General features: G+C 61.8%; 20 protein-coding genes. 11 read left to right on the forward strand and 9 right to left on the reverse strand.

Translation table 11 applies throughout. The features are described from left to right. Positions 1–150: 150 nt before the first annotated feature. Positions 151–1,041, forward strand: coding sequence for a hypothetical protein (locus AC25BC_RS14985; protein ID WP_128438209.1), 891 nt, complete (start codon positions 151–153; stop codon positions 1,039–1,041). Positions 1,042–1,044: 3 nt separating this feature from the next. On the opposite strand, the gene AC25BC_RS14990 is transcribed toward AC25BC_RS14985, so the two are convergent. After that, entirely contained in the window at positions 1,045–1,500 is a 456-nt protein-coding gene (locus AC25BC_RS14990; RefSeq protein WP_012758386.1) for a GatB/YqeY domain-containing protein, read from the reverse strand. A 269-nt stretch (positions 1,501–1,769) separates the two neighbouring features. Between AC25BC_RS14990 and carA the strand changes: the two genes are divergently transcribed. Together carA and AC25BC_RS15000 are read left to right on the forward strand one after the other, a co-directional pair. Then, on the forward strand, positions 1,770–2,975 hold the full coding sequence (gene carA / locus AC25BC_RS14995; RefSeq protein ID WP_011652894.1) for a glutamine-hydrolyzing carbamoyl-phosphate synthase small subunit: 1,206 nt from the start codon (positions 1,770–1,772) through the stop codon (positions 2,973–2,975). Positions 2,976–3,248: 273 nt separating this feature from the next. Then, positions 3,249–3,569: an antibiotic biosynthesis monooxygenase family protein gene (locus AC25BC_RS15000; protein ID WP_012758388.1), complete on the forward strand. Its 321-nt coding sequence runs from the start codon at positions 3,249–3,251 to the stop codon at positions 3,567–3,569. Positions 3,570–3,586: 17 nt separating this feature from the next. On the opposite strand, the gene AC25BC_RS15005 is transcribed toward AC25BC_RS15000, so the two are convergent. After that, positions 3,587–4,990: an MATE family efflux transporter gene (locus AC25BC_RS15005; RefSeq protein WP_012758389.1), complete on the reverse strand. Its 1,404-nt coding sequence runs from the start codon at positions 4,988–4,990 to the stop codon at positions 3,587–3,589. 142 nt (positions 4,991–5,132) lie between these two features. Beyond that, a complete protein-coding gene (locus tag AC25BC_RS15010; RefSeq protein WP_012758390.1) occupies positions 5,133–6,377 on the reverse strand; it encodes a TCR/Tet family MFS transporter in 1,245 nt (414 codons plus the stop codon). A 399-nt stretch (positions 6,378–6,776) separates the two neighbouring features. On the opposite strand from AC25BC_RS15010, the gene AC25BC_RS15015 reads away from it, so the two are divergent. Further along, positions 6,777–7,772, forward strand: a complete 996-nt coding sequence (locus tag AC25BC_RS15015) for an aldo/keto reductase (protein ID WP_012758391.1) — start codon at positions 6,777–6,779, stop codon at positions 7,770–7,772. Between the two features lie 57 nt (positions 7,773–7,829). Here the strand turns inward: AC25BC_RS15015 and ypfJ are convergent, their stop codons facing one another. Both ypfJ and AC25BC_RS15025 read right to left on the reverse strand, forming a co-directional pair. Beyond that, positions 7,830–8,750 carry a KPN_02809 family neutral zinc metallopeptidase gene (ypfJ, locus tag AC25BC_RS15020; protein ID WP_012758392.1) on the reverse strand — a complete coding sequence of 307 codons (921 nt, stop codon included), beginning with the start codon at positions 8,748–8,750 and terminating at the stop codon, positions 7,830–7,832. A 76-nt stretch (positions 8,751–8,826) separates the two neighbouring features. Continuing rightward, positions 8,827–9,357 (reverse strand): DUF2306 domain-containing protein, encoded by a 531-nt coding sequence (locus AC25BC_RS15025; RefSeq protein ID WP_041935560.1) that lies wholly within the window; start codon positions 9,355–9,357, stop codon positions 8,827–8,829. A gap of 47 nt (positions 9,358–9,404) precedes the next feature. On the opposite strand from AC25BC_RS15025, the gene AC25BC_RS15030 reads away from it, so the two are divergent. Both AC25BC_RS15030 and carB read left to right on the forward strand, forming a co-directional pair. After that, positions 9,405–10,181, forward strand: coding sequence for a LytTR family DNA-binding domain-containing protein (locus AC25BC_RS15030; protein WP_012758394.1), 777 nt, complete (start codon positions 9,405–9,407; stop codon positions 10,179–10,181). A gap of 269 nt (positions 10,182–10,450) precedes the next feature. After that, positions 10,451–13,939 carry a carbamoyl-phosphate synthase large subunit gene (gene carB / locus AC25BC_RS15035; protein ID WP_012758395.1) on the forward strand — a complete coding sequence of 1,163 codons (3,489 nt, stop codon included), beginning with the start codon at positions 10,451–10,453 and terminating at the stop codon, positions 13,937–13,939. 76 nt (positions 13,940–14,015) lie between these two features. On the opposite strand, the gene AC25BC_RS15040 is transcribed toward carB, so the two are convergent. Further along, complete coding sequence (locus tag AC25BC_RS15040; RefSeq protein WP_012758396.1) at positions 14,016–15,470, reverse strand: UdgX family uracil-DNA binding protein; 1,455 nt, start codon at positions 15,468–15,470, stop codon at positions 14,016–14,018. Continuing rightward, positions 15,470–16,702 (reverse strand): putative DNA modification/repair radical SAM protein, encoded by a 1,233-nt coding sequence (locus tag AC25BC_RS15045; RefSeq protein ID WP_017994782.1) that lies wholly within the window; start codon positions 16,700–16,702, stop codon positions 15,470–15,472. Before AC25BC_RS15045 ends, AC25BC_RS15040 begins: the two co-directional genes overlap by 1 nt. 253 nt (positions 16,703–16,955) lie before the next feature. On the opposite strand from AC25BC_RS15045, the gene greA reads away from it, so the two are divergent. Beyond that, positions 16,956–17,432 (forward strand): transcription elongation factor GreA, encoded by a 477-nt coding sequence (gene greA, locus AC25BC_RS15050; protein ID WP_012758398.1) that lies wholly within the window; start codon positions 16,956–16,958, stop codon positions 17,430–17,432. Positions 17,433–17,459: 27 nt separating this feature from the next. Continuing rightward, positions 17,460–18,518 carry a glycosyltransferase family 4 protein gene (locus AC25BC_RS15055; RefSeq protein ID WP_012758399.1) on the forward strand — a complete coding sequence of 353 codons (1,059 nt, stop codon included), beginning with the start codon at positions 17,460–17,462 and terminating at the stop codon, positions 18,516–18,518. Between the two features lie 73 nt (positions 18,519–18,591). On the opposite strand, the gene AC25BC_RS15060 is transcribed toward AC25BC_RS15055, so the two are convergent. Continuing rightward, the gene (locus AC25BC_RS15060) at positions 18,592–19,926 is read right to left on the reverse strand and encodes a dicarboxylate/amino acid:cation symporter (protein WP_012758400.1); all 1,335 of its coding nucleotides are present in this window, start codon (positions 19,924–19,926) and stop codon (positions 18,592–18,594) included. Between the two features lie 224 nt (positions 19,927–20,150). Here AC25BC_RS15060 and AC25BC_RS15065 point away from each other — a divergent pair, with 224 nt between their 5' ends. Beyond that, on the forward strand, positions 20,151–22,019 hold the full coding sequence (locus AC25BC_RS15065) for a sensor histidine kinase (RefSeq protein ID WP_012758401.1): 1,869 nt from the start codon (positions 20,151–20,153) through the stop codon (positions 22,017–22,019). A gap of 4 nt (positions 22,020–22,023) precedes the next feature. Further along, entirely contained in the window at positions 22,024–23,370 is a 1,347-nt protein-coding gene (locus AC25BC_RS15070) for a sigma-54-dependent transcriptional regulator (protein ID WP_012758402.1), read from the forward strand. Between the two features lie 32 nt (positions 23,371–23,402). Here the strand turns inward: AC25BC_RS15070 and AC25BC_RS15075 are convergent, their stop codons facing one another. Then, a complete protein-coding gene (locus AC25BC_RS15075; protein ID WP_017994786.1) occupies positions 23,403–23,870 on the reverse strand; it encodes an Lrp/AsnC family transcriptional regulator in 468 nt (155 codons plus the stop codon). 230 nt (positions 23,871–24,100) lie between these two features. Between AC25BC_RS15075 and trxB the strand changes: the two genes are divergently transcribed. Further along, the gene (gene trxB / locus AC25BC_RS15080; RefSeq protein ID WP_128438210.1) at positions 24,101–25,075 is read left to right on the forward strand and encodes a thioredoxin-disulfide reductase; all 975 of its coding nucleotides are present in this window, start codon (positions 24,101–24,103) and stop codon (positions 25,073–25,075) included. Positions 25,076–25,084: the final 9 nt, after the last annotated feature.

A 25,084-nucleotide genomic window follows, 5' to 3' on the forward strand; every position in this document is an offset into this window, starting at 1 on the left:
AAGGCAGGAGCGCCCCCAGCTCCTGCCTTCTTAAATTTTTGGCTCTCCTGCGACAACTCTCCCTTTAAAATTAACCGCTTATCGATAAAATCGTTGACAGGCGGCGCTTGCATGAAAGATGTATGCGCCGAACTCCCTGGACCTCTCCAAATGGCTTTTACCGCGGATAATCTTGCAGCAGACGATCGCTTTCTCGCTGCCATCCTCCATTGCGCCGATCAGATGCTCGCCATCTATCGCGAGAGCCCGCGCATCGCTTCGATCTTCGCCGCGCAGCAGCGCTGGCTGATGGCCCATGCCGGCTTTGCGCTTCACTACGGTTATTCCGACGACGGGAAGAGCGGCGGCCTCTATTCCGGCCGCTTCATCGATTTTGCGGTCAGGAACAACATCGCCAGCCGCAACACGGCCGCGGCCTTCATGCAGGAAATGCTGGCCTATCGCTTCCTGCGACCGGTTCCCGGCCCCGATAAGCGCACACGCTACCTCGAGCCCACCGAAATCGCCGAGCAGCATTTCACCCGATGGCTCGTAGCCCATATGATGATCCTCGACAGCCTCGACGGCGGTGAGCGCGCCGATAAGATCACCGCCAACCCCTCGGCGATGATGGCAGCGATCCAGCCACCGATTGCGAGGGCGATCATAGGAAGTGAAGCGGTGCGTAATCCGGGCGCCACCTTCAACCTCTTCAACTGGGCAAATTCCGGCGGGCTGGTGATGGACTACCTGATCTCGCGCCTTCCCGAATTTCCAAGGACGGCGGACCGCGTCGTGCTTGGCCCTCTGTCGCTCAGGGAAATCCGCGAACAGTTCATGATCTCCAACACCCATCTGAAGCGGCTTCTGATGCAGGCAGCGACCATGGAGAGTATCGGCTGGACCGACCCCTCCCGCAAGGGCGACTTCTGGCTGTCGGCCCATTTCATCCGCGAATATTGGAATTATCAGGCGGCGAAATTCGCCATCATCGATGCCGCCGCCGAAGCGGTGCTCGGGCCTGCGGTCCGTGACGAACCGCAGGCAAGACGGGTTATCTGAGGCTTATCCGTTCAACAGTTCCTTGACGGTCGCCGATGCCTTGGCGAAATCCATCTGGCCGGCATAACGCTCCTTCAGCGCCGCCATTACCTTGCCCATGTCCTTGGCGCCCGCGGCACCGGTCTCGGCGATGATCGCCGAGACATTGGCGCGCACTTCGCCGTCCGAAAGCTGCTTCGGCATGAAATCCTGGATGACGATGATTTCGGCGCGCTCCTTGGCGGCAAGCTCCGGCCGGGAATTCTCCTCGTAGATCTTTGCCGATTCGTCACGCTGCTTCACCATTTTGGCGAGAATCTGCAGGATCTCGTCGTCGCTCGCCTGCTCCTTACCGGTGCCGCGGTTGGCGATATCGCGGTCCTTGACCGCGGCCTGAATCAGCCGGACGGTGGAAAGCCGCTCCGCATTCTTGGCCTTCATCGCCTCTTTCAGCTGGGTGGCGAGTTGATCGCGCAGCATGGTCTTCACTCCTGTTTTGATGCCGCTTCATAAACCACGCTGATGCGGCGGATCAAATAAATTGCGCGGTCAGCGCGATAAAGCGCAGGAAAACGGCCGCGATCTCGGCTACAAAGATTGACGCTAAGCGATTGCGTGGCTATTTACCGCCACCTGCACCAAAATTCGTGATCAGGCCTGAAGCGCGCGGCATTGCCGTGTCCACACGCCTGCGAAATCAAATGGCGACGAGCGCGACAACGCGCCCACCTGCCGGAAACGGGATGAAGATGACCGCGACAGCACCCTGGACAATCGAAAAGCCGACCGCCCTGCTCGTTCTTGCCGACGGCACGGTCATCGAAGGCAAGGGCATCGGCGCCACCGGCAAGGTGCCGGCCGAGGTGGTCTTCAACACGGCGCTTACCGGCTATGAGGAGATCCTGACGGACCCCTCCTATCTCGGCCAGATCGTCACCTTCACCTTCCCGCATATCGGCAATATCGGCACCAATGATGAAGACATCGAGGACCTGACGCCTGCCGCCCGCCACGGCGCCGTCGGCGTCATCTTCAAGGCCGACATCACTGAGCCCTCGAACTACCGCGCCGCCAAGCACCTCGACCAATGGCTGAAGGCCCGCGGCGTCATCGGTCTCTGCGGCATCGACACGCGCGCGCTGACCGCCTGGATCCGTGAGAACGGCGCTCCGAACGCGGTCATCGCCCACGATCCGAACGGTGTCTTCGACATCGAGACGCTGAAGGCCGAGGCTAAAGCCTGGAGCGGCCTTGAAGGTCTCGACCTCGCCAAGATCGCCTCGTCGGGCCAGTCCTCGCAATGGACCGAAACGCCGTGGGTGTGGAATGAAGGTTACGGTGAACTCAAGGCGACAGACGCGAAATACCACGTCGTCTGCCTCGATTACGGCGTCAAGCGCAACATCCTGCGCCTGTTTGCCGGCCTCGACTGCAAAGTGACTGTCGTGCCGGCCGCAACGAGCGCCGAAGACGTGCTCGCCATGCAGCCGGACGGCATCTTCCTGTCGAACGGCCCGGGCGATCCGGCGGCAACCGGCGACTATGCCGTGCCTGTGATCAAGACACTGATCAAGACCGATATCCCGGTCTTCGGCATCTGCCTCGGCCACCAGATGCTGGGCCTGGCACTCGGCGCGAAGACCGAGAAGATGCATCAGGGCCATCACGGCGCCAACCACCCCGTCAAGGACCATACGACCGGCAAGGTCGAGATCGTCTCGATGAACCACGGCTTCGCGGTCGACTCGAAGTCGCTGCCGGATGGCGTTGAAGAGACTCATATTTCGCTTTTCGACGGCACCAATTGCGGCCTGCGCGTCCTCGGCAAGCAGGTCTTCTCCGTCCAGCACCATCCGGAAGCCTCTCCCGGTCCGCAGGACAGCCACTACCTCTTCCGCCGCTTCATCAACATGGTGCGCGAGAAGAAGGGCGAACCGGCGCTCGCCGAACGCTGATTTCTAGCGATTTCCGACCGCCAAGGTTGGCCTTTGACTTGTTGACAAACCTCACTCTTCGTCATCCTCGGCCCTGTGCCGAGGATCTGCCACATATCGACCGAAGGCAGATGCTCGGGACAAGCCCGAGCATGACGAAAGAGGAGTTGGCCGCTTTGTCAGTAGCCCAAAGGTTCGCCCAGGCGGGCCTTTTTCTTTATCCGCCTATTGACCTCAGCTTAACTTGAGGAATTACAGATCTGCCTGCAGACATCTGATGCAGGAGAAAACTGGATGAGCGGAGCTTTCTTTCGTGTAGACAAGTTCATCGTGCCGGCGGCGGCACGCGAGGAATTTCTCGTCAAAGTGATGATGACCCACAAGGTGTTGGAGGCGCAGGACGGTTTCATTGATCACAGGGTGCTGGAGCAGGTCGCCGGTCCGGGCGAATTCAATTTCGTCACGATTGCCGAATGGGAAAATACCGAAGTCGTCGAGCGCGCGCGGGCCGCCGTCGCTGCGGCCCACAGGGCCGCCAATTTCGATCCGCAGGAAATGTTTGCGCGTCTCGGCATTCACGCCGATATCGCCGGCTACAAGCCTGTCGCGGCCTAAAGGCGGAGGCGGCCGGCTCAGGCGTGGGCCAGTTCCGCCTCCCGGCGAAGGAGAAGGTAGAAGCGCGCGCAGAGCATGACGGCGGCGGCCGCCAGCCCGACGAGAAAGCCGAACCAGATGCCGATGCCACCGAAACCCAGCGGGAAGGCAAAGGCCCAGGCGAGGAAGAAGCCGATCGGCCAATAGGCGATCAACGCCATGATCATCGGCACGCGTGCGTCCTTGAGGCCACGCAGCAATCCATTGGCGATCACCTGCAGCCCGTCGACAAGCTGGAAAAGCCCGGCAACGACGATCAACGGCCCGGCATAGGCAAGTACCTCAGGCGCCTCGGGCGAGTTGACGTCGAGGAACCAGCTGCCGAGGAATTGCGGCATGGAGGCAAAGAGCACGCTGCCCACCGCCGAAATGGCGCAGGCGAGGATGAGCACGGTGATCGAAGCGCGCACCAGCCCCTGATAATCGCCCTGCCCGTGGGCGACACCGACGCGCACCGTTGCCGCCTGGCTGAGGCCGAGCGGAATCATGAATGCGATCGAGGCCCATTGCAGGGCAATGCCATGAGCCGCAAGCTCGATGGTGCCGATATAGCCCATCAGCAGCGAAGCCACCGTGAACAGGCTGACCTCGGCAAGGATGGTGACGCTGATCGGGAAACCGAGCCGGATGACCTCCAGCAGCGCGTGCCAGTCGGGTTTCCAGAACCGCACGAAGATCTCGTAGCGCCGCGTCTCTTCGCGCCGCTGCACGAAAGCCAGGATGAAGAGGAAGCCGGCCGTCTGCACGGCGACCGAAACGATCGCCGCGCCCTCGAGCCCCATCGCCGGAAAGCCGAAATGGCCGAGAACGAGGATATAGGCGAAGATCGCGTTCATCACCAGCGTGGCGATGGTGACGTTGAGGATGATGCCAGCCTTGCCGATGGCGCTGACGAGCGAGCGCATGACGTTGAAGAGCAGCGCCGGCAGCACGCCGAACTGGCCGATCATGATGTAGCCGTGGGCGAGCTTGGCCACCTCGGGCTTCTGCTGTGCGAAGAGGAGGACCTGCTCCGAATTGAAGAAGGCCGGCTGCATGATGACCCAGTATGCGATCACCACCCACAGGCCCATGCGCAGCGACCGTCGCACCGAGACGAGGTCGCCGCGGCCATAGGCCTGCGCCACCATCGGAATGACGGCGATGGCAAAGCCCGAGCCGAAGATCAGGATCGTGAACAGGAACTGCGCCGCAAGCACCATTGCCGCCAGATGCTCGGCGCCGAGGCGGCCGACGATCATCACATCGGTGGTGTTGATGCCGAGCTGGGCAAGCTGCGCGCCGATCAGCGGAATGCCGAGCGCCAGCGTGGCACGGAAATGTGCGCCCCAACGATTATCGTTTGTCGGCGCAAGCCTGCGCGCGTCGATCGGCGTGTCCATGACACCAGTCCTGTGATTGAAATATGCGTCGCCGCAGCTTGCGGCGAAATATCATCCGGGCTTAGATCAAAGCCCTGCAAAGAACTACCCCAAATGAGGCAGATGATGAAAAATTCATCATCGCATCAGCGTTTCTGATCGATCAACCGGCCGCTTCCAGCGCCTCGGCCGGCTCACGGGCCCGGACCCGCAGCAGGAACACACCGGCGGCCACCAGGATGAACAGCGCGGCGGCAAGATAGGGTGCGCCGGCAAAAGTGACAGGCGCCTCAGGCCGCGTGAAATAGGAAAACATCTGGGTGAAGATCAGCGGCCCGACAATGGTGGTGATGCTGCTGAGGCTGGTAAGCGCGCCCTGCAGCTCACCCTGCGCCGAAGGCGGCACCATGCCGGCGGCGATGCTGCGCAGCGGCGGGTCGGCGACGTTTTCGATGACGGTCGCGACGATGACGACGTAAACCACCCAGCCCTCCCAGGCGAAGGCATAGCCGGTCAATCCTGCAGCTGAAAAGCAGAGACCGAGAAGAGCGGTTTTCCACTCGCCGAGCACCGGCACGATCCGCGGCAGGACCAGCCCCATGACGAGCGCGGCGCCGATGCCATAAATGCCGAGCGACAGGCCAATCTGCCCCTCGCTCCAGCCGTAGCGATAGGTCGAGACGAACGCCCAGACCGAGGGATAGACGGCATGCGCCAGGAAGAACAGAAACATAACGAGGCTGACCCAGCCGATGCCGGGATAATGGCGCATCTGGCGCAAAGCGCCGAGCGGGTTGGCGCGTTTCCACTCGAACCGGCGGCGGTTCTTCGCCTCCAGCGTCTCCGGCAGCAGGAAGCAGGCGGCGATGAAATTGACAAGCGATAGCGCGGCCGCGCCGAGGAATGGCACACGCGGGCCGAATTCGCCGAGGACACCGCCGACGACAGGGCCGATGGTGAAACCGACGCCGAAGGCGATACCGATCAGCCCGAAATTCTTCGCCCGGTTCTCCTCCGTGCTGATATCGGCAATATAGGCTGAGCAGGTGGCGAAACTGCCGCCGCTGATGCCGGCAAGCACACGGCCGACGAACAGCATCCAGAAGCTGGTGGCGATGCCGCAGATGAAATTATCGATCGCGAAGGTTAGCACCGAAAGCAAAAGGATCGGCCGGCGGCCGAAACGGTCGGACAGGTTTCCGAGCAGCGGCGCGAACAGGAATTGCATGCCGGCATAGACCAGCATCAGCCAGCCGCCGTCGATCGCCGCATCGCTGACGCTGCCACCGGTCAGCTGCTCCAGATAGGCGGGCAGCACCGGCATGATGATGGCGATGCCGATAATGTCGAGGAAAAGGATGATGAAGACCAGGAAAAGGCCGCGGCGAACGAATTTCGGGTCAAGCATGAGGCATCTCTACAGCGGTTGGTTCTGAAAAGACGATCTCGTCGCCGAGAAAGTGACATAGCTCAGAAAAGAAACCGAAACAATCCGTGAACATTTCAAAGTTTTTGATAATGTTCAACGGGAAATTTATGGGAGGCCTCAACCGGTGGGCGCACGCTGTTGTTCCAGCTTCCGAAAATCGCCAGCCGCCCAGCGGATCGCCGGGCGATGCGTTCCCTTGCAATCGCCGCGACGGCATCCAGATCAGAAGACAAGACCGGTCATTGTGCATTTCCCCGCACAGCCTGTTCGATGCTGTCCAATTATCGCCCGAATGCGAAAGCGGTAGAACGGCGTCCGGCAACGCCACTCGGCGCGGATGCCCGATCCGGCCGCGCGGCGCAAATGAAGGAGAAGACAATGCAGACCTATCGTTTGGGAAAGACCGGACCCGATGTCTCGGCCATCGGCCTCGGCTGCATGGGCATGTCGGGCATGTACGGCCCCTCCGATCGCGCAGAAAGCATCGCGACGATCCATGCCGCGCTCGATGCCGGCATCAACCTGCTCGACACCGGCGATTTCTACGGGATGGGCCATAACGAAATGCTGATCGGCGAGGCATTGAAGGGTCGCAGGCGCGAAAACGCCGTCATCAGCGTCAAATTCGGCGGCCTGCGCGATCCCGTCGGCGGCTGGAGCGGCATCGACGCCCGCCCGGTCGCGGTGAAGAACTTCCTCAGCTATACGCTGCAGCGCCTCGGCGTCGACTATATCGACATCTACCGCCCCGCTCGCCTCGATCCGAACGTGCCGATCGAGGACACGGTCGGCGCCATCGCCGACATGGTCAAGGCAGGTTATGTCAGGCATATCGGCCTGTCGGAAGTCGGCGCCGACACGATCCGCCGCGCCGCCACTGTCGCCCCGATCGTCGACCTGCAGATCGAATATTCGCTGATCTCGCGCGGCATTGAGAAGAAGATCCTGCCGACGACACGCGAACTCGGCATTTCGATCACCGCCTACGGCGTGCTCTCGCGCGGCCTGATCAGCGGCCACTGGCAAAAGGGCCAGGGTGGGACGGCCGGCGATTTTCGCGCCTACAGCCCGCGCTTCCAGGAAGGCAATATCGAGCAGAACCTCGCTCTGGTGGAGAAGCTGCGCGAGATCGCCCAGGCAAAGAGCGTCTCGGTCGCCCAGATCGCCATCGCCTGGGTCGCCGCCAAGGGCAAGGACATCGTCCCGATCATCGGCGCCCGCCGCCGCGACCGGCTGACCGAGGCGCTCGGCTCACGCGCCATCGACCTGTCGCCAGAAGATTTCGCCATCATCGAACACGCCGTGCCGAAAGACGCGGCCGTGGGTGGGCGTTATCCCGAGCATATGCTGCAGCATATGGACAGCGAGAAGTAAGCAAGGGATGGAAGGGGCAGCGATGGGCTTTGTGCCGTGCGCGCCCCTCCTCTCTCCTCAAATTGGGCCGGAGAACGTATCGCAGGCCGACAGCTGGCCGCTGTCGAAACCGCGCTTGAACCATCTGACCCGCTGCTCCGAGGTACCGTGGTTGAAGCTTTCCGGGACGACGTAACCCTGTGACCGCTTCTGCAGCGAATCGTCACCAATCTGCTGGGCTGCGTTCAGCGCTTCCTCCAGATCGCCTGACTCAAGTAGGCCCTTCTGCTGGGTATATTTGCCCCAGATGCCGGCAAAGCAATCGGCCTGCAGCTCGACGCGCACCGACATCTTGTTGGCGTCCGCCTCGCTCATGCGCTGGCGGGCCTGGTTGAACTTCGGCAGGATGCCGAGCAGGTTCTGCACGTGATGGCCGACCTCATGAGCTACGACATAGGCCTCGGCGAAATCACCCGACGCGCCGAAGCGGTCGGAAAGCTCCTGGAAGAATTCGGTATCGAGATAGACCTTGTGGTCGCTCGGGCAGTAGAACGGGCCTGTTGCAGATGATGCGGAGCCGCAGGCCGATGCCGTCGAGCCCGAGAACAGCACGAGACGCGGCTCTTCGTAATTTTGGCCCTGCGCCTGGAAGATGCCCTTCCAGGTATCCTCGGTCTCGGCAAGGACGGTGCGCATGAATGCGGTCATCTCGTCGTTGGCGGGCGTGCGTGTTCCGCCTGACTGGCTCTGCTCGTAGCCAGGACCGCTTGTCGTGCCGCCGGTATCGAGCATCTGCAGCAGATCAATGCCCATCATCTTGAAGATTAAATAGATGACGATGAGGAAGACGATCGTGCCGATGCTGAGGCCGCCACCGGCGCGGCGAACACCGCCGCCGGAAGGAAAGTTGAAGCCGCCGCCGCGGCCGAAACCGCCGCCGGTCGGATCGCTGCGGCGATCCTCGATATTGTCGGACTGACGCCGGCCTTTCCATTCCATCTTCGCTCTCCCCGGCAATGCCTGTGCTTGCGCTCAAGGAGTTATATATCCGTCGGCCGCCGGAATTCCAGCGACTTCATCGGGCAATCAGGCGCCCGCGTCGGCGACGCAGCGCGATTGCGATCAGGATCGAGCCGATCACCGCCGCAGCAAGGACAGCCGGCCATTCCGCGCCGGTGAAGATGACCGCATGCATGATCCGGCCAGGCACGAAAGTGAACAGGCCGGCAAGGACGATGCCGCCGAAATAAAGGCCGGCGACGATGCGCTTGTGCAGACGGATATCGCCGCGGCGGGCCGCCGCGATCGCGTTCCAGCTGCCGACCAGCGTTGCGATCGACAGAAGATGGATCGTACTGAACCCGTAGAAGAGATCGAGCTCATGAATGAAGAAGCTCGATATCGCCGTCATGACCATCAGCGCCATCCAGATCCTGCCGAGCAGCCGGTGCAGCGGCGTGCCCTTGGGGCGCAGCAGGATATAGGCGCCGAGAAGTGCCGCCGGTGTAACAGCGGCGACATGGATCTGAACGGCGAACGGGGCATCGAGGAGCGGTTCGAGGGTCATCAGCGGCATCCGGTTGAATTCGATCGCTCTTTCCGCCAAGACTGCATCTGCCTCAATCCGAACCGCGCGAACGGCAGGAAAACTTCGTGATTCACCTCTTCTTGCAATCCACGCTTCGCGAATTGCAGGTCTTTCTCCACTCCCGGCGTTTCTGGGGAACCTTTGCCGCGATCGTCCTGCTCTTTGCCGTCACCGGCCCCTACGGCACGATGGAAAACATGGCCTTCGGCGAACGCCTCGCCTATTGGCTGAGCCTGCATGCCCTTGCCTGGGTGATCGCCATCCTCTGCGCGGTTGCGGCCGAAAGACTGCTGCGGGGATTGATCGTTTCCATGTTCGCCCGGATGATGGCGGGTTCGCTCATAGCCGCCCTGCCGATCGGTTTTGCCATCGGCCTCGTCGACTATGTCTTCACCGGCGAAGCGACCACGCTCGAAAGCGGCCTGCAGCGCGCGCTTTTTGCGGTACCGCTCTGCGCCCTCTTCTGCCTTTTGACCTACATGGCGATGAGCCAGAAAATCGCCGAAGCCGCAGCGCCTCAGGAAACCAGCCCCGGCGCCTCGATCCTCGACCGGCTGAAGCCTGAGAATCGTGGCTCGCTGCTGCGCCTTTCCGTTCAGGACCACTATACCGAGGTGGTGACCAGCCGCGGGCGCGAACTGGTGCTCTTACGTTTCGCCGATGCGCTTAGGGAAACCGCCGCGACGCCGGGCCTTCGCGTCCATCGCTCGCACTGGGTGGCCGACGCCCATGTCGAAAGCTTGAAGCGCGACAATGGCAGGCTGCTGATCCTCACCCGCGACGGCAAGGCAATCCCGGTCAGCCGTAGCTATGCCGGGGAAGTGCGCCGCCGCTTCACGTAAAGAAGGCGCGCCAAGCGCTTGACAGGACTCCCGTTTACGCTCTTCCGGAAGCAGGGCGGCGGCGAAATCCGGGTGGCGGTCGTGTCTGACGGGAAATAGCCCTTCGCGCCGTGTTGGATTCCTGTCGATTCCGCGATTTATGGGGTTCCGTTTGCAAATACATTTGCCTATAAGCCGCTTCTAGCCTGAAAAGACCCAGCATGCGCGACCCGACCCGGTGATCTCCCACCCTGGCCGGTTTTCTGCGCAGCCAGAAAACGGAAGCACCCATGCCGAAGCGCCAAGACATCAAATCGATCCTTATCATCGGCGCGGGACCGATCGTCATCGGCCAGGCTTGCGAGTTCGACTATTCCGGCACCCAAGCCTGCAAGGCGCTGAAGGAGGAAGGCTACCGCGTCATCCTCGTCAACTCCAACCCGGCGACGATCATGACCGATCCGGGTCTTGCCGACGCCACCTATGTCGAGCCGATTACCCCCGAAGTCGTCGCCAAGATCATAGCCAAGGAGCGCCCGGATGCGCTGCTGCCGACCATGGGCGGCCAGACGGCGCTGAACACGGCGCTTTCGCTGAAGCGCATGGGCGTGCTCGACCGCTACAATGTCGAGATGATCGGCGCCAAGCCCGCCGCCATCGACATGGCCGAGGACCGCGCGCTGTTTCGCGAGGCGATGGCCCGTATCGGCCTCGAAACCCCGCGCTCGATGCTGGCGAACGCCACCGACATCAAGGACCTCGACCGCAAGACGCACGAGGCCGAGCGCATCAAGCTGCGCGAAAGCCTCTCCGGATCCGACCTCGACAAGGCGCTGGACGAGCTGGAAAACCAGTGGAACCTCGGCGAGAGCGACCGCAAGCAGCGTTACATGAGCCATGCCATGGCAATTGCCGCCCAGGCGATCGACCATGTCGGCCTGCCCGCCATCATCCGTCCCTCCTTCACGCTCGGCGGCACTGGCGGCGGCATCGCCTACAACCGCTCGGAATTCTTCGAGATCGTCGGCGGCGGCCTCGATGCCTCGCCGACCACCGAAGTGCTGGTCGAAGAATCGGTGCTAGGTTGGAAGGAATATGAAATGGAGGTCGTCCGCGACAAGGCGGACAACTGCATCATCATCTGCTCGATCGAGAACATCGACCCGATGGGCGTCCATACTGGCGATTCGATCACCGTCGCGCCGGCGCTGACGCTGACGGACAAGGAATACCAGATCATGCGCAACGCCTCGATCGCGGTGCTGCGCGAGATTGGGGTCGAGACCGGCGGCTCGAACGTCCAGTTCGCCGTCAATCCGAAGGACGGCCGTCTCGTCGTCATCGAAATGAACCCGCGTGTTTCGCGCTCGTCGGCGCTCGCCTCCAAGGCCACCGGTTTCCCGATCGCCAAGATCGCCGCCAAGCTGGCGATCGGCTATACGCTCGACGAACTGGATAACGACATCACCGGCGGCGCAACGCCTGCCTCCTTCGAACCGTCGATCGACTACGTCGTCACCAAGATCCCGCGTTTCGCCTTCGAGAAATTCCCCGGCGCCTCGCCGGTGCTGACGACCGCGATGAAATCGGTCGGTGAAGTCATGGCGATCGGCCGCACCTTTGCCGAATCGCTGCAGAAGGCACTGCGTGGCTTGGAAACCGGCCTGACGGGCCTCGACGAGATCGAGATCCCCGGCTTCGAAGAGGGCGAATCCAGCCAGAACGCTATCCGCGCCGCAATCGGCACACCGACGCCCGATCGCCTGCGCATGGTCGCCCAGGCGCTACGCCAGGGCATGAGCGAAGCTGAAGTCCACGAAGGCTGCAAGATCGATCCCTGGTTCATCGCTGAACTGAAGGCGATCGTCGAGATGGAGGCCCGCATCCGCGAGCACGGCCTGCCGCAGGATGCCACAAACCTGCGCATGCTGAAGGCCATGGGCTTCTCCGACGCGCGCCTGGCGACGCTGACCGGCAAGCGCCCGAAGGAAGTCGCCGAATTCCGTAACAAGCTGAATGTCCGCCCCGTCTTCAAGCGCATCGACACCTGTGCGGCCGAATTCGCCTCGCCGACCGCCTACATGTATTCGACCTATGAGACGCCTTTCGTCGGCGCCGCCCGCTCCGAGGCTGAAGTCTCCGACCGCAAGAAGGTTGTCATCCTCGGCGGTGGCCCGAACCGCATCGGCCAGGGCATCGAGTTCGATTATTGCTGCTGCCACGCTGCCTTCGCCTTGAAGGATGCGGGTTATGAAGCGATCATGATCAACTGCAACCCGGAAACCGTTTCGACCGACTACGATACCTCGGACCGCCTCTATTTCGAGCCACTGACGGCCGAGGACGTGATCGAGATCCTGCGGGCAGAACAGGAAAAGGGCGAAGTCGTCGGCGTCATCGTCCAGTTCGGCGGCCAGACGCCGCTGAAGCTTGCCGAGGCGCTGGAAAAGAACGGCATCCCGATCCTCGGTACCGCGCCTGACATGATCGACCTTGCCGAGGACCGCGACCGCTTCCAGAAGCTGTTGATGAAGCTCGACCTCAACCAGCCGAACAACGGCATCGCCTATTCGGTTGAGCAGGCCCGCATGGTCGCCACCGAAATCGGCTTCCCGCTGGTCGTGCGTCCCTCTTACGTGCTCGGCGGCCGCGCCATGCAGATCCTGCATTCGGAAGGACAATTGCAGAGCTACCTGCTCGATACCGTGCCTGAACTGGTACCTGAGGATATCAAGCAGCGCTACCCCAACGACAAGACCGGCCAGATCAACACCCTGCTCGGCAAGAACCCGCTGCTCTTCGACAGCTACCTCAGCCACGCCATCGAAGTCGATGTCGACTGCCTCTCGGACGGCACCGACGTCTATGTCGCCGGCATCATGGAGCATATCGAGGAAGCCGGCATCCATTCCGGCGACAGCGCCTGCTCGCTGCCGCCGCGCACGCTCTCCAACGAGATGCTAGACGAGCTGGAGCGCCAGGCCAAGGCGATGGCCAAAGCCCTCAATGTCGGCGGCCTGATGAACGTCCAGTTCGCCATCAAGGACGATGTCGTCTACGTGCTCGAAGTCAATCCGCGCGCCTCGCGCACCGTGCCCTTCGTCGCAAAGACCATCGGCGCGCCGATCGCCAAGATCGCCGCCCGCGTCATGGCCGGCGAGAAACTCGATGCCACCTTCGCCGCCTACGGCGAGAAGCCCGATCCGCGCAAGCTGAAGCACATCGCCGTCAAGGAAGCCGTCTTCCCCTTCGCCCGCTTCCCCGGCGTCGACACGCTGCTCGGCCCGGAAATGCGCTCGACCGGTGAAGTCATCGGCCTCGATACCGATTTTGCGCTGGCCTTCGCCAAGTCGCAGCTCGGCGCCGGCGTCGAGCTGCCGCGTGACGGGACGGTCTTTGTCTCCGTCCGCGACGCGGACAAGCCGCGCGTGCTGCCGGCGATCCACATCCTCGTCGAGCAGGGCTTCAAAGTGCTGGCAACCGGCGGCACCGCCCGCTTCCTCGGCGAAAACGGCATCACCGCCACGAAGATCAACAAGGTGCTCGAAGGCCGTCCGCACATCGAGGACGCAATCCGCAACCGCCAGGTCCAGCTCGTCATCAACACCACCGATGGCAACAAGGCGATCTCGGACTCCAAGTCGTTGCGCCGTGCGACGCTGATGCAGAAGGTGCCTTACTACACGACGATGGCAGGCGCCGAGGCCGCCGCCCAGGCGATCAAGGCGCTGAAAGCCGGCAATCTGGAAGTGCGGCCGTTGCAGAGCTACTTCGCCTGAGATACGGAACGCCATCGCTCGATCAGCGATGGCACCTGCCTTGCCATTGGGCATCGCCGGAGGCTTCTGAATCAGTTTATGCAGCTGCCAGCATAAGGCGCTGAACTGTCAGCATATCTTCGCGAAATCGTGCCAGTTCCTCCGCTTTCAGCCGCTCGTCGGGAATACGCAGCAGATAGGATGGATGCACCGTTACGAAGAGCGTTCGCCTCTCGTCGATCGCGATCGCTTTCCCCCTGACGTCCTGCAGCCGCTGTTTCGTGTCGGTCAGCGCCGAAAGCGCCGTCGCCCCCATCGCAACCACCAGCTTCGGCTTGATCAGCGCCATCTCCAGATTGAGCCACCAGCGGCAGTGCTTCACCTCACCCATATTGGGCTTCTGATGGATGCGACGTTTGCCGCGCGGCTCATATTTGAAATGCTTGACGGCATTAGTGACGTAAAGCGTTGAGCGGTCGATGCCCGCTTCACTGATCACTTGATCGAGAAGCCTGCCGGCGGGACCGACGAAGGGGCGCCCTGATATATCCTCCTGGTCGCCCGGCTGTTCGCCGACGAACATCACCTCGGCATCGCGCGGCCCCTCCCCGAATACGGTTTGCGTCGCCTTCGCATGAAGCGGACAGCGGGTGCAGGCGGCAGCTTCCGCGCCCAGTGCTTCCAGCGTGCCCGCCGGCGCTTCGGGTTCAGCTGGAATGCTGCGCGCGGCTTCCTGCAGGCGATCGTGAAAGGGCAACGATTGGGTCGCCTCCCGGGCGGCCATGGCCCGCACCTTGCTCTCCGCCGATGCAATCAGCCCAGGGATGAGATCGGCTTCCGGCAGGTTCTTCCAGTATTTTTTCGGCATCTCCGCCTGCATCGCCTTCAACTTCAACCGCGCCGGATTGAAAATGCTGGCGTAGTAAGTGCGCCAGAGGTCATCGGTAGCATCTGTGAGATTGGGTTTTTCACACGGTTCGTCGCTCATCGTCAGCCGCTCGCCGTCCCAGGCGGCCGATCCCTTGGGCGTCGCGATCAGCCAGTCCATGTCGGTGAAGCGCCGTTGGAAGAAGGGCGCTGTGCGCCCGACGATATGGTGATCTGGCTCGAACCAGGCGAGGAATTTTCGACGGCCCGCCGACACCGCACCAACCTCCTTGAAGCGGACGAAGGCCGTCATCTTGTGCGCGTCGCGTCGAACGTTTTTCGCCATCAGCCTGGCACGGGCGACATCCTCGTCGGAGGCCACTTCAAGCAGTTGCCGGTCCAGCTGCAGCCGCCAGAGCAGCCGGTAAAGCAGGGAAAAGCGCGCCGGGTCGGAATGGCAGAGAACTGTCTCCGCGAGCTCGAGGAAGGCGGGCGGCACCGTCATCGGCTTGCGTGCTGCGGCAGACGGAGGCGGCATGGCGTCGTGTTGAAACGCAAAACCCGGCTCAGCGCGTTTTTCGCGCCACTCGATCTCTTCCGGCAGGATGCCGGCAGCCGCGAAAGCGCGCGCGGCGTCACGCCATTCGGCAAGCTCCCCGCGTCCTGAAAGCACGACCCGGCGCATCACAGCAACGACAATTGTTCGGGTTTCGGTTCGAACATGGCGCGAAGGTCGGGGCGCTCGATCAATCGCCGCGGCGACCAGCCGTCCGCCGAGATGAAGGATTGGACTTTCTTGATCGAAATGCCGAGCCGCGAAAGATCGTCCAACCGAAGGCGGCGAAAACGACGGGCCGAAACGATCGCTTTGACTGTCTTGGTGCCGAGGCCGGGCACACGCAGCAACCGTTCACGCTCGGCCTTGTTGATATCGACGGGGAACTCGGCCCGGTTGGCGAGCGCCCAGGCAAGTTTGGGGTCGAGGGTGAGATCAAGCATGCCATCCGCCTGGTTCGCGGTGATCTCGTCGATGCCGAAACCGTAGAATCGATAGAGCCAGTCAGCCTGGTAGAGCCGGTGTTCCCGCATCAGCGGCGGCTTGATCAGCGGCAGGTTTTTCGACGAGTCCGGGATCGGGCTGAAGGCGGAATAGTAGACGCGCCTCAGCCCGTAGCTGCTGTAAAGCCGGCCACTGGTCGCAAGGATCGTCGCATCGTTCGCACCATCGGCGCCGACGATCATCTGTGTGCTCTGGCCGGCCGGCACGAAACGCTGACGCTTCTTCGTCTGCAGCGTCGGTTCGCCGGCGGCCTCGATCTTCAGCCTCAGATCCCCCATCGATCGCCGGATATTGGCAGGCTTCTTTTCCGGCGCGAAACGGGTGATGCCGTGATCGGTCGGCAGCTCGATATTCAGCGACAGCCTGTCGGCATGAAGCCCCGCTTCCTCGATCAGACGCGGCGATGCTTCAGGGATCGACTTCAGATGGATATAGCCGCGGAAGTTATGCGTCACACGCAGTTCGCGGACGATGCGAACCATCTCTTCCATTGTGTAATCGGACGAACGGATAATGCCGGAGGAAAGGAACAGGCCCTCGATATAGTTGCGGCGATAGAATTCCAGCGTCAGCCAGATGACCTCCTCGGGCGTAAAGCGCGCCCGTTCGACATTGCTCGACGAGCGATTGACGCAATAGGCGCAGTCGTAGATGCAGAAATTGGTCAGCAGTATTTTCAAAAGCGAAATGCACCGCCCGTCCGGGGCATAGGCATGACAGATGCCGGATCCCTCGGTCGAACCGAGCCCGCCACTTGCGCGGGAATCACGTTTCACCGTGCCGCTGGAAGCGCAGGAAGCGTCATATTTCGCGGCATCGGAAAGGATGGCCAAGCGTTCTGTTAGCGACTTCTTCATTAGTATGTTCACTATATGTTCCTGCGCCTGAAGTCAATCGGAGCGATCCGATTTCTGCCCATTTTCAAGCTGCATCACCGGCTGTTGGAGCAGGCCGCGTTTCTTTCATGCGAATTTTCTGGAAATCGGGCTTGGCGATCTGCTATAAGCGTCCGACTAAGATTGTGGCACGGTTCCGAAGCTCCCCTTCGGGACCTGTTTTCTTTTGTGTTCGCCGCTGATTATGCGGATACAAGGATTGAAGGACAGAAAAATGGTTGAAAAGGTACCGATGACACCGGGCGGTTTCGTCAAGCTGCAGGAAGAGCTGCGCTGGCGTCAGCAGGAGGAGCGTCCCCGAATCATCGAGGCGATCGCCGAAGCCCGTGCCCATGGCGACCTTTCCGAAAACGCCGAATACCACGCCGCCAAGGAAGCCCAGAGCCATAATGAAGGCCGCATCAGTGAGCTGGAAGACTTGACGGCGCGCGCCGAGGTCATCGACCTCACCAAGATGTCGGGCGACAAGATCAAGTTCGGCGCCAAGGTGAAGCTCATCGACGAGGACACCGACGAAGAAAAGACCTATCAGATCGTCGGCGACCAGGAAGCCGACGTCAAGGCCGGCCGCATCTCCATCTCCTCGCCGATCGCCCGCGCGCTGATCGGAAAGGAAGTCGGCGATTCCATCGAGGTCAATGCGCCGGGTGGCTCCAAGGCCTACGAAATCCTCCAGGTTTCCTGGGGCTGATCGCCCGCCAGCCGCGAGACCCCTCCCTTGCCTGATATCCGTGACGTCGAGATCATTGCGCCCAATTTCAAGCGCCGGCTCTCCGGCGTCACGTCAACTATCGTTCAGCTCATCCCATGCCAGATCCGGCTCGGTATCAAGATCGCGACACTCGGCCCCGGCCTGCCGGACGGCCTGCCGAAACTTAAGGGACGGCAGCTCCTCGGCCTCTGGCGCCCACCGGCGCGCCGGCGCCAGCGTGTCTGGCACGCTCGCCGCAACAACGAGATGGCTGTCGGCATCCTGCTGCGCCATCTGTTGCGCATGCCGCTGAAGCTTCTCTTCACCTCGGCCGCGCAACGCCGGCACACCGCCTATACGAAATGGCTGATCCGTCGCATGGACGCTGTCATCGCGACCAGCGATCGATCCGGCTCGTTCCTCGAGGTGCCGCACACGGTGATCCAGCACGGAGTCGACCTTGCCCTGTTCCATCCGCCGGAAACTGCAGAGGACGGCATCGCCGCCACCGGCCTGCCCGGCCGCCATCTCGTCGGCTGCTTCGGCCGTGTGCGCCATCAGAAAGGCACCGATCTTTTCGTCAGGGCGATGGTCGATCTGCTGCCGCAGCATACTGAGTGGACGGCGATCGTCTCCGGCCGGGTGACGGCCGAACACACAGCATTTGGCGACAAACTTAAGGCGGATGTCGCGGCCGCCGGGCTCAGCGACCGTATCCTCTTCCTCGGCGAAGTGCCTGACATCAAGGTCTGGTATCGCCGCCTGACGCTTTACGTCGCCCCTTCCCGCAATGAAGGCTTCGGCCTGACGCCGCTCGAAGCCATGGCCTCGCGCACCGCGGTGGTGGCATCGGATGCGGGTGCCTATGCCGAGCTCCTCGTCACGGGCGAGACGGGTTCGGTCGTCGCCGCCGGCGATGGCGAGGCGCTGACGCGGGCAATCGCGCCCTATATCGCAGATCCCGCGCTGGCGCTCGCCCATGGCGAGAATGCGCTGCGGCATGTCAGAGCGAATTTCGCGCTGGAGAAGGAAGCGAGCGCGATCGGCGCCATTTACAACAGCCTTCTCGGCGACAATCGCAGCTGAGGTAGAAAAGAGAAACGGCCCGTTGGATGACGGGCCGTTGCAAGAATTTTAGGACTGCGGACAGTTCGGTCAGTTATTCAGCCGGCTGAAGCCCGGCAGCGGGAGCACTCTCGCCAGTCTGGCCGCCCAGCGCCGCAGCAAGCTGCGCCGTATCCAGCTCATTTTCCCAACGTGCCACGACGATCGTCGCCACGGCATTGCCGACGAGGTTGGTCAGCGCCCGGCATTCCGACATGAATCGGTCGATGCCGAGGATGAGCGCCATGCCGGCGACCGGCACGGAGGGAACGACGGAGAGCGTCGCGGCAAGCGTGATGAAGCCGGCGCCGGTGATGCCTGCGGCACCCTTGGAGCTCAGCATCGCCACCAAGAGCAGCAGGATCTGATCACCCCAGGAGAGATGGATGCCGGTTGCCTGGGCAATGAACAGGGCCGCCAGCGTCATGTAGATGTTGGTGCCGTCGAGGTTAAAGGAATAGCCTGTCGGAATGACGAGGCCGACGACCGAGCGCTTGCAGCCGGCCTTTTCCATCTTGTTCATCAGCCCCGGAAGTGCTGCCTCCGAAGACGAGGTGCCGAGGACCAGCAGCAGTTCTTCCTTGATGTAGCGCAGCAGCGCCACGATCGAGAAGCCGTTGTAACGGGCAACAGCACCAAGGACTACGAGGACGAAGAGCAGAGAGGTGAGGTAGAAGGTGCCGATCAGCATGGCGAGATTGGCAATCGATCCGACGCCGTACTTGCCGATGGTGAATGCCATGGCGCCGAAGGCACCGATCGGGGCAGCCTTCATCAGGATGGCGACGAGCTTGAACACGGGCGCCGTCAGGGCATTGAGGAAATTGACGACCGGTTCGCTCTTTTCGCCGACCATGGCGAGCGCGATGCCGAAGAGCACCGAGAAGAACAGCACCTGCAGAATATCGCCATCGGCAAAGGCGCCGACGATCGTCGTCGGGATGATGTTGGTCAGGAAACCGACGATGCTCTGCTCATGCGCCTTTGCAGCGTAGCCGGCGACGGCGGCCGGATCCAGCGAGGCAGGATCGATGTTCATGCCGGCGCCGGGCTGGACGACATTGGCGACGATCAGGCCAATGATGAGCGCCAATGTCGAGAATGTCAGGAAGTAGAGCATCGCCTTACCGGCGACGCGGCCGACCTTCTGCAGGTCGCTCATGCCGGCAATGCCGGTCGCAACCGTCAGGAAGATGACGGGGGCGATGATCATCTTGACGAGCTTGATAAAGGCATCGCCGAGCGGCTTCAGCTGGGTGCCGAATTCAGGATAGAAATGGCCGAGAAGGATACCCGCGGCGATAGCCGCGAGAACCTGAACGTAAAGATGGCTATAAAAGGGCTTCTTGCCCTTGCTGTCTGCGACTGCATCGAGTGGTGCTGCGATCATGATGTCCTCCTAATGGCTCGTCCGGAACACACTCCGGCCTCCCGAGCCGTTCGCTTCAAGTCCAACAGCTCAGCCGTTGTTGCCACCTCCTTCGCAATCGGCGTGCCAGTTTTACGCCACCACCCAACATGTTGAATTTATTAAGGAAAAATTTACAGGACTGCTGATAACTAATTAAAAAATGCGGAAATCCGCACAAATCCATTTGCGTTTCGTGCAGAAAAATGCACAGATCCGCCATGTCCGTGTCGCAGAAATTGTGGCCTTCCCTACCCGTGCAACACCGCATCCGCCGGATGTGGTGGGCCTATGCCGCGCTCGCCCTCGTCGCTGTCGTCGCAAGCCTGTGGACCAGCGGCGAGATCGGCCGGCACCGGGCGGAGGCCGCCCTCGAGGAACAGGCCCGCATGGATGCGAGGCTGAATGCGGCGTTGCTGCGCACGGTTCTTGAAAAATACCGGGCGCTTCCCTTCGTGCTGTCGCAAGATACCGCAATCGCCGCGGCACTGGCAGGTAGCGATGTCGGCACGTTCGACCGACTCAGTCAGAAGCTGGAAATGCTGGCAACGGGCACCAAGGCCGCCGTCATCTATGTCATCGACAAGGACGGCATGGCGGTTTCGGCCAGCAACTGGCGCGAACCGACGAGCTTCGTCGGCAATGATTACCGCTTCCGGGAGTATTTTCAGGGGGCCGTCGAACGAGGACAGGCCGAGCACTTTGCGCTAGGCACGGTCAGCAAGAAACCGGGTCTCTATATCTCCCAGCGGATTTCGGGCAGCAACGGCTTGCTGGGTGTCGTTGTAGTCAAGGTCGAATTCGACGATGTCGAGGCGGATTGGAACGCCTCGGGGACCCCGTCCTACGTCGTTGACGAGCGCGGCATTGTCCTCATAACCAGTCTTCCGTCATGGCGGTTCATGACGATCGGCCGGATCGCCGAAGACCGGCTGACAGCGATCCGCGAAAGCCTTCAATTCGGCGCTGCGCCGCTTCAGCCTCTACCGCTCGACCCCATCAGGAACCTCGGCGACAGCCTTGATGTCGTTGAGATCGTCATGCCCGGCGATGCAGGGAAAACCAGGTTTCTCGATGTCGGGATGCCGGTTCCCGCAACTGGATGGCAGTTGCAGCATCTCGTGGCGCTCGGGCCATCCGTCGATGCGGGAATTCGCGAATCCCGCATGCTGGCATTGCTCATACTCCTGCCGCTGCTGGCCGGAGCAGCCTTCCTGTTGCGCCGCCGCCATGCGATCACCCTGCGGATCTCTCGAGAACAGCAAGCGCGGGAGGAACTGGAACGGCGTGTGAGCGAGCGCACACTGGATCTCAGCCAGGCGCGGGATCGGCTGCAGGCTGAAATCATCGGCCACAAGAGCACGGAGCAGAAATTGCAGGCGGTGCAACAGGATCTGGTGCAGGCCAACCGGTTGGCCATCCTGGGTCAGGTGGCCGCCGGCGTTGCCCATGAGATCAACCAGCCGGTGGCGACCATCCGTGCCTATGCCGATAATGCCCGCACCTTCCTCGATCGCGGCCAGACGGCGCCTGCCGGCGAAAATCTCGAAAGCATCGCGGCGCTCACGGAGCGCATAGGTTCGATCACCGAGGAGCTGAAGACCTTTGCCCGCAAAGGCCGGGGCAGCGCCGAACCAACCGGATTGAAGGACGTCATCGAGGGGGCGGTGATGTTGTTGCGCAGCCGGTTTGCCGGCCGCATGGATACGCTCGACATCGACCTGCCGCCCGACGAACTGCAGGTGATGGGAAACCGGATCCGCCTCGAGCAGGTGCTCATCAACCTGCTTCAGAATGCCCTGGAGGCGGTGGCACCGAAGGCCGGAGAGGGTCGCGTCGAGATCAGAACATCAACCGATGCGGGGATGGTAACGGTGACGGTCGCCGACAACGGCCCCGGCATTCCGCCGGAGATCCGCAAAGGCTTGTTCACGCCATTCAACACCTCGAAGGAAAGCGGCCTCGGCCTTGGCCTCGTCATCTCAAAGGATATCGTCGGCGACTATGGCGGCCGGATGGAGGTTGCAAGCGACAGCGGTGGAACCCGGTTCATCGTTCAGCTGAGGAAGGCTTGAGGTCATGGACACACTGATGCCCGTTGCGCTGATCGACGACGACAAGGATCTACGCCGTGCCACCGCGCAGACGCTCGAACTCGCCGGATTTTCCGTATCCGCCTATGACGGTGCGAAAGCCGCGCTGGCGGACCTGCCGGCGGACTTTGCCGGCCCCGTCGTCACCGATATCCGCATGCCGGAGATCGACGGACTGCAACTCTTCGCCACGCTGCAAGGTATGGATGTCGACTTGCCGGTGATCCTGATGACCGGCCACGGCGATATTCCCATGGCCGTTCAGGCGATCCAGGACGGCGCCTATGATTTCATCGCCAAGCCCTTCGCAGCCGATCGGCTCGTGCAGAGCGTGCGTCGCGCAAGCGAGAAGCGGCGGCTTGTTCTGGAAAACCGCATGCTGCGGAAGGCAGCCGAAGATGCGCAGGAGAATTTGCCGCTGATCGGCCAGACGCCTGTCATGGAAAACCTCAGAAACATTCTTCGCCACATCGCCGATACCGATGTGGACGTGCTCGTCGCCGGCGAAACGGGCAGCGGCAAGGAAGTGGTTGCCCAGCTCCTGCATCAGTGGAGCCACCGCCGGAAGGGCAATTTCGTGGCGCTGAACTGTGGCGCCCTGCCCGAAACCGTCATCGAAAGCGAACTGTTCGGTCACGAGGCCGGCGCCTTCACCGGTGCCCAGAAGCGCCGCACGGGCCGCATCGAACATGCAAGCGGCGGCACGCTGTTCCTCGACGAGATCGAAAGCATGCCGGCCGCCACGCAGGTCAAGATGCTGAGAGTGCTGGAGATGCGCGAAATCACGCCGCTCGGCACCAACGAGGTGCGTCCTGTCGATCTTCGCGTCGTCGCGGCTGCCAAGATCGACCTCGGGGATCCCGCGGTGCGCGGCGATTTTCGCGAGGATCTCTATTACAGGCTGAATGTCGTGACGATCTCCATTCCGCCGCTGAGAGAACGCCGCGACGATATTCCGCTGCTGTTTTCCCACTTCGCCGCTCGCGCCGCGGAGCGCTTCCGTCGCGATGTGCCGCCGCGTTCACCTGAAGTGCGGCGGCATCTCGCCTCGCATACATGGCCGGGCAATGTCCGCGAGCTCTCACATTATGCCGAGCGCGTGGTGCTTGGCGTAGAAGGCGGCGGAGCGGCAGCGGTCCCTCCGCATCCGACAGGCGAGACACTTCCGGAACGGCTGGAACGCTACGAGGCGGAAATCATTCGCGACGCGCTGTCGGCCAATGACGGCGACGTGCGCCGTACCATCGAGGCGCTCGGCATTCCGAGAAAGACGTTTTACGACAAGCTCCAGCGCCACGGCATCAATCGGGCCGGCTATATTTCGCGCAAGTAGTTGGCGATGACGTTTACTCTGTCGAAGTGGTCTTAGACTTCTACCAGTCCCAGCTTCTTCACCTGCCTGATCGTCAGCATGGTGCGCACGGTATCGACATGTTCGTTCGCCGTCAGCACCTCGATGACGAAATCCTGAAAGCGGGTAAGGTTCTCCGCCACGCAATGCAACAGGAAATCGCTGTCGCCGGAGACCATCCAGGCCTGCCGCACCAGCGGCCATTCGGTGGTGGCGGCGGCGAAGGCCTTGAGATTGCCTTCCGACTGGTGCTTGAGGCCGACCATACAAAAAGCGACGAGGTCGAAGCCGAGCTTCGGGCTGTTCAGCATCGCGTGGTAGCCCTCGATAATGCCGGCTTCCTCGAGCTTGCGCACCCGGCGCAGGCAAGGCGGCGCCGAGATGCCGACGCGATCGGCAAGCTCCACATTGGTCATGCGGCCGTCGGCCTGCAGCTCCCGGAGGATCTTTATGTCGATGACGTCGAGTTCCGCACGACCCACATCATTGCCTTTCTTTAATTCTCCGCGGGGAGCTTCTATATAAAGCCGCGGAATACGCAAGAAAGTTTCACGCCGATGACGGATTCTTGCATATCCGGGCGATTTGCCTTGTTGGTAACGCAAGGCTGCCCTTGAATAAAAGCATTGGACGTTCATAAATGGCGCAGGGACGCGAAACGGCCGCAATCGCTACTTAGCCGCCGCCCTTCTGCCAGTCGAAAGGAAATGACATGCCCGCCCGCCACACCAAGGTGCTCATCATCGGTTCCGGACCTGCAGGCTATACTGCCGCGGTCTATGCCGCGCGCGCCATGCTGAAACCGGTTTTGATCGCCGGTCTCGAACAGGGCGGCCAGTTGATGATCACCACCGATGTCGAGAACTATCCGGGCTTTGCCGATCCGATCCAGGGTCCCTGGTTGATGGAACAGATGCTGCAGCAGGCAAAACATGTCGGCGCCGAGATCGTCAACGACCTCGTGACCGAAGTCGACATGAATCAGCGTCCTTTCGTTGCCCGCACCGACAGCGGCCAGGTCTGGACCGCCGATACGCTGATTATCGCCACCGGCGCCAAGGCCAAGTGGCTCGGCATCGAGAGCGAGCAGCATTTCCAGGGCTTCGGCGTTTCGGCCTGCGCCACTTGCGACGGTTTCTTCTATCGCAACAAGGATGTGATCGTGGTTGGCGGCGGCAACAGCGCCGTCGAGGAGGCGCTCTATCTCTCCAACATCGCCAAGTCGGTCACATTAGTGCACCGCCGCGACTTCTTCCGAGCCGAGAAGATCCTGCAGGAGCGCCTGTTCTCCAAGGACAATGTCAAGGTTCTGTGGAATACCGAAGTGGCCGAAATAACAGGAACGCCGGCCAAGCCGCCGCTGCCGCAATCCGTATCCGGCGCGCGCCTGCGCGACGTCAGAACCGGCACGATCACCGACATGGTGATCGATGGCGTCTTCGTCGCCATCGGCCATGCGCCGGCAACCGAGCTCTTCAAGGACAAGCTGAAGCTGAAGGACAATGGTTATCTCTGGACCGCGCCGGATTCGACTGCAACCAGCCTGGACGGTGTCTATGCCGCGGGCGACGTGACGGATGATACGTTCCGCCAGGCGATCACTGCTGCCGGCCTGGGGTGCATGGCAGCGCTTGAAGCCGAGCGATATCTGACGGGCCACATGCCCGTCGCCGTGGCCGCGGAGTAAGATCGGCAT

The sequence above is a fragment of the Rhizobium sp. WSM409 genome (assembly GCF_057653825.1).

Bases quoted from the DNA above. Each gene is read 5' to 3' on its own strand.
- AC25BC_RS14985 (WP_128438209.1), top strand. From the start codon at position 151: ATGGCTTTTACCGCGGATAATCTTGCAGCAGACGATCGCTTTCTCGCT.
- AC25BC_RS14990 (WP_012758386.1), bottom strand. From the start codon at position 1,500: ATGCTGCGCGATCAACTCGCCACCCAGCTGAAAGAGGCGATGAAGGCC.
- carA (WP_011652894.1), top strand. From the start codon at position 1,770: ATGACCGCGACAGCACCCTGGACAATCGAAAAGCCGACCGCCCTGCTC.
- AC25BC_RS15000 (WP_012758388.1), top strand. From the start codon at position 3,249: ATGAGCGGAGCTTTCTTTCGTGTAGACAAGTTCATCGTGCCGGCGGCG.
- AC25BC_RS15005 (WP_012758389.1), bottom strand. From the start codon at position 4,990: ATGGACACGCCGATCGACGCGCGCAGGCTTGCGCCGACAAACGATAAT.
- AC25BC_RS15010 (WP_012758390.1), bottom strand. From the start codon at position 6,377: ATGCTTGACCCGAAATTCGTTCGCCGCGGCCTTTTCCTGGTCTTCATC.
- AC25BC_RS15015 (WP_012758391.1), top strand. From the start codon at position 6,777: ATGCAGACCTATCGTTTGGGAAAGACCGGACCCGATGTCTCGGCCATC.
- ypfJ (WP_012758392.1), bottom strand. From the start codon at position 8,750: ATGGAATGGAAAGGCCGGCGTCAGTCCGACAATATCGAGGATCGCCGC.
- carB (WP_012758395.1), top strand. From the start codon at position 10,451: ATGCCGAAGCGCCAAGACATCAAATCGATCCTTATCATCGGCGCGGGA.
- AC25BC_RS15040 (WP_012758396.1), bottom strand. From the start codon at position 15,470: ATGCGCCGGGTCGTGCTTTCAGGACGCGGGGAGCTTGCCGAATGGCGT.
- AC25BC_RS15045 (WP_017994782.1), bottom strand. From the start codon at position 16,702: ATGAAGAAGTCGCTAACAGAACGCTTGGCCATCCTTTCCGATGCCGCG.
- greA (WP_012758398.1), top strand. From the start codon at position 16,956: ATGGTTGAAAAGGTACCGATGACACCGGGCGGTTTCGTCAAGCTGCAG.
- AC25BC_RS15060 (WP_012758400.1), bottom strand. From the start codon at position 19,926: ATGATCGCAGCACCACTCGATGCAGTCGCAGACAGCAAGGGCAAGAAG.
- AC25BC_RS15065 (WP_012758401.1), top strand. From the start codon at position 20,151: ATGCACAGATCCGCCATGTCCGTGTCGCAGAAATTGTGGCCTTCCCTA.
- AC25BC_RS15070 (WP_012758402.1), top strand. From the start codon at position 22,024: ATGGACACACTGATGCCCGTTGCGCTGATCGACGACGACAAGGATCTA.
- trxB (WP_128438210.1), top strand. From the start codon at position 24,101: ATGCCCGCCCGCCACACCAAGGTGCTCATCATCGGTTCCGGACCTGCA.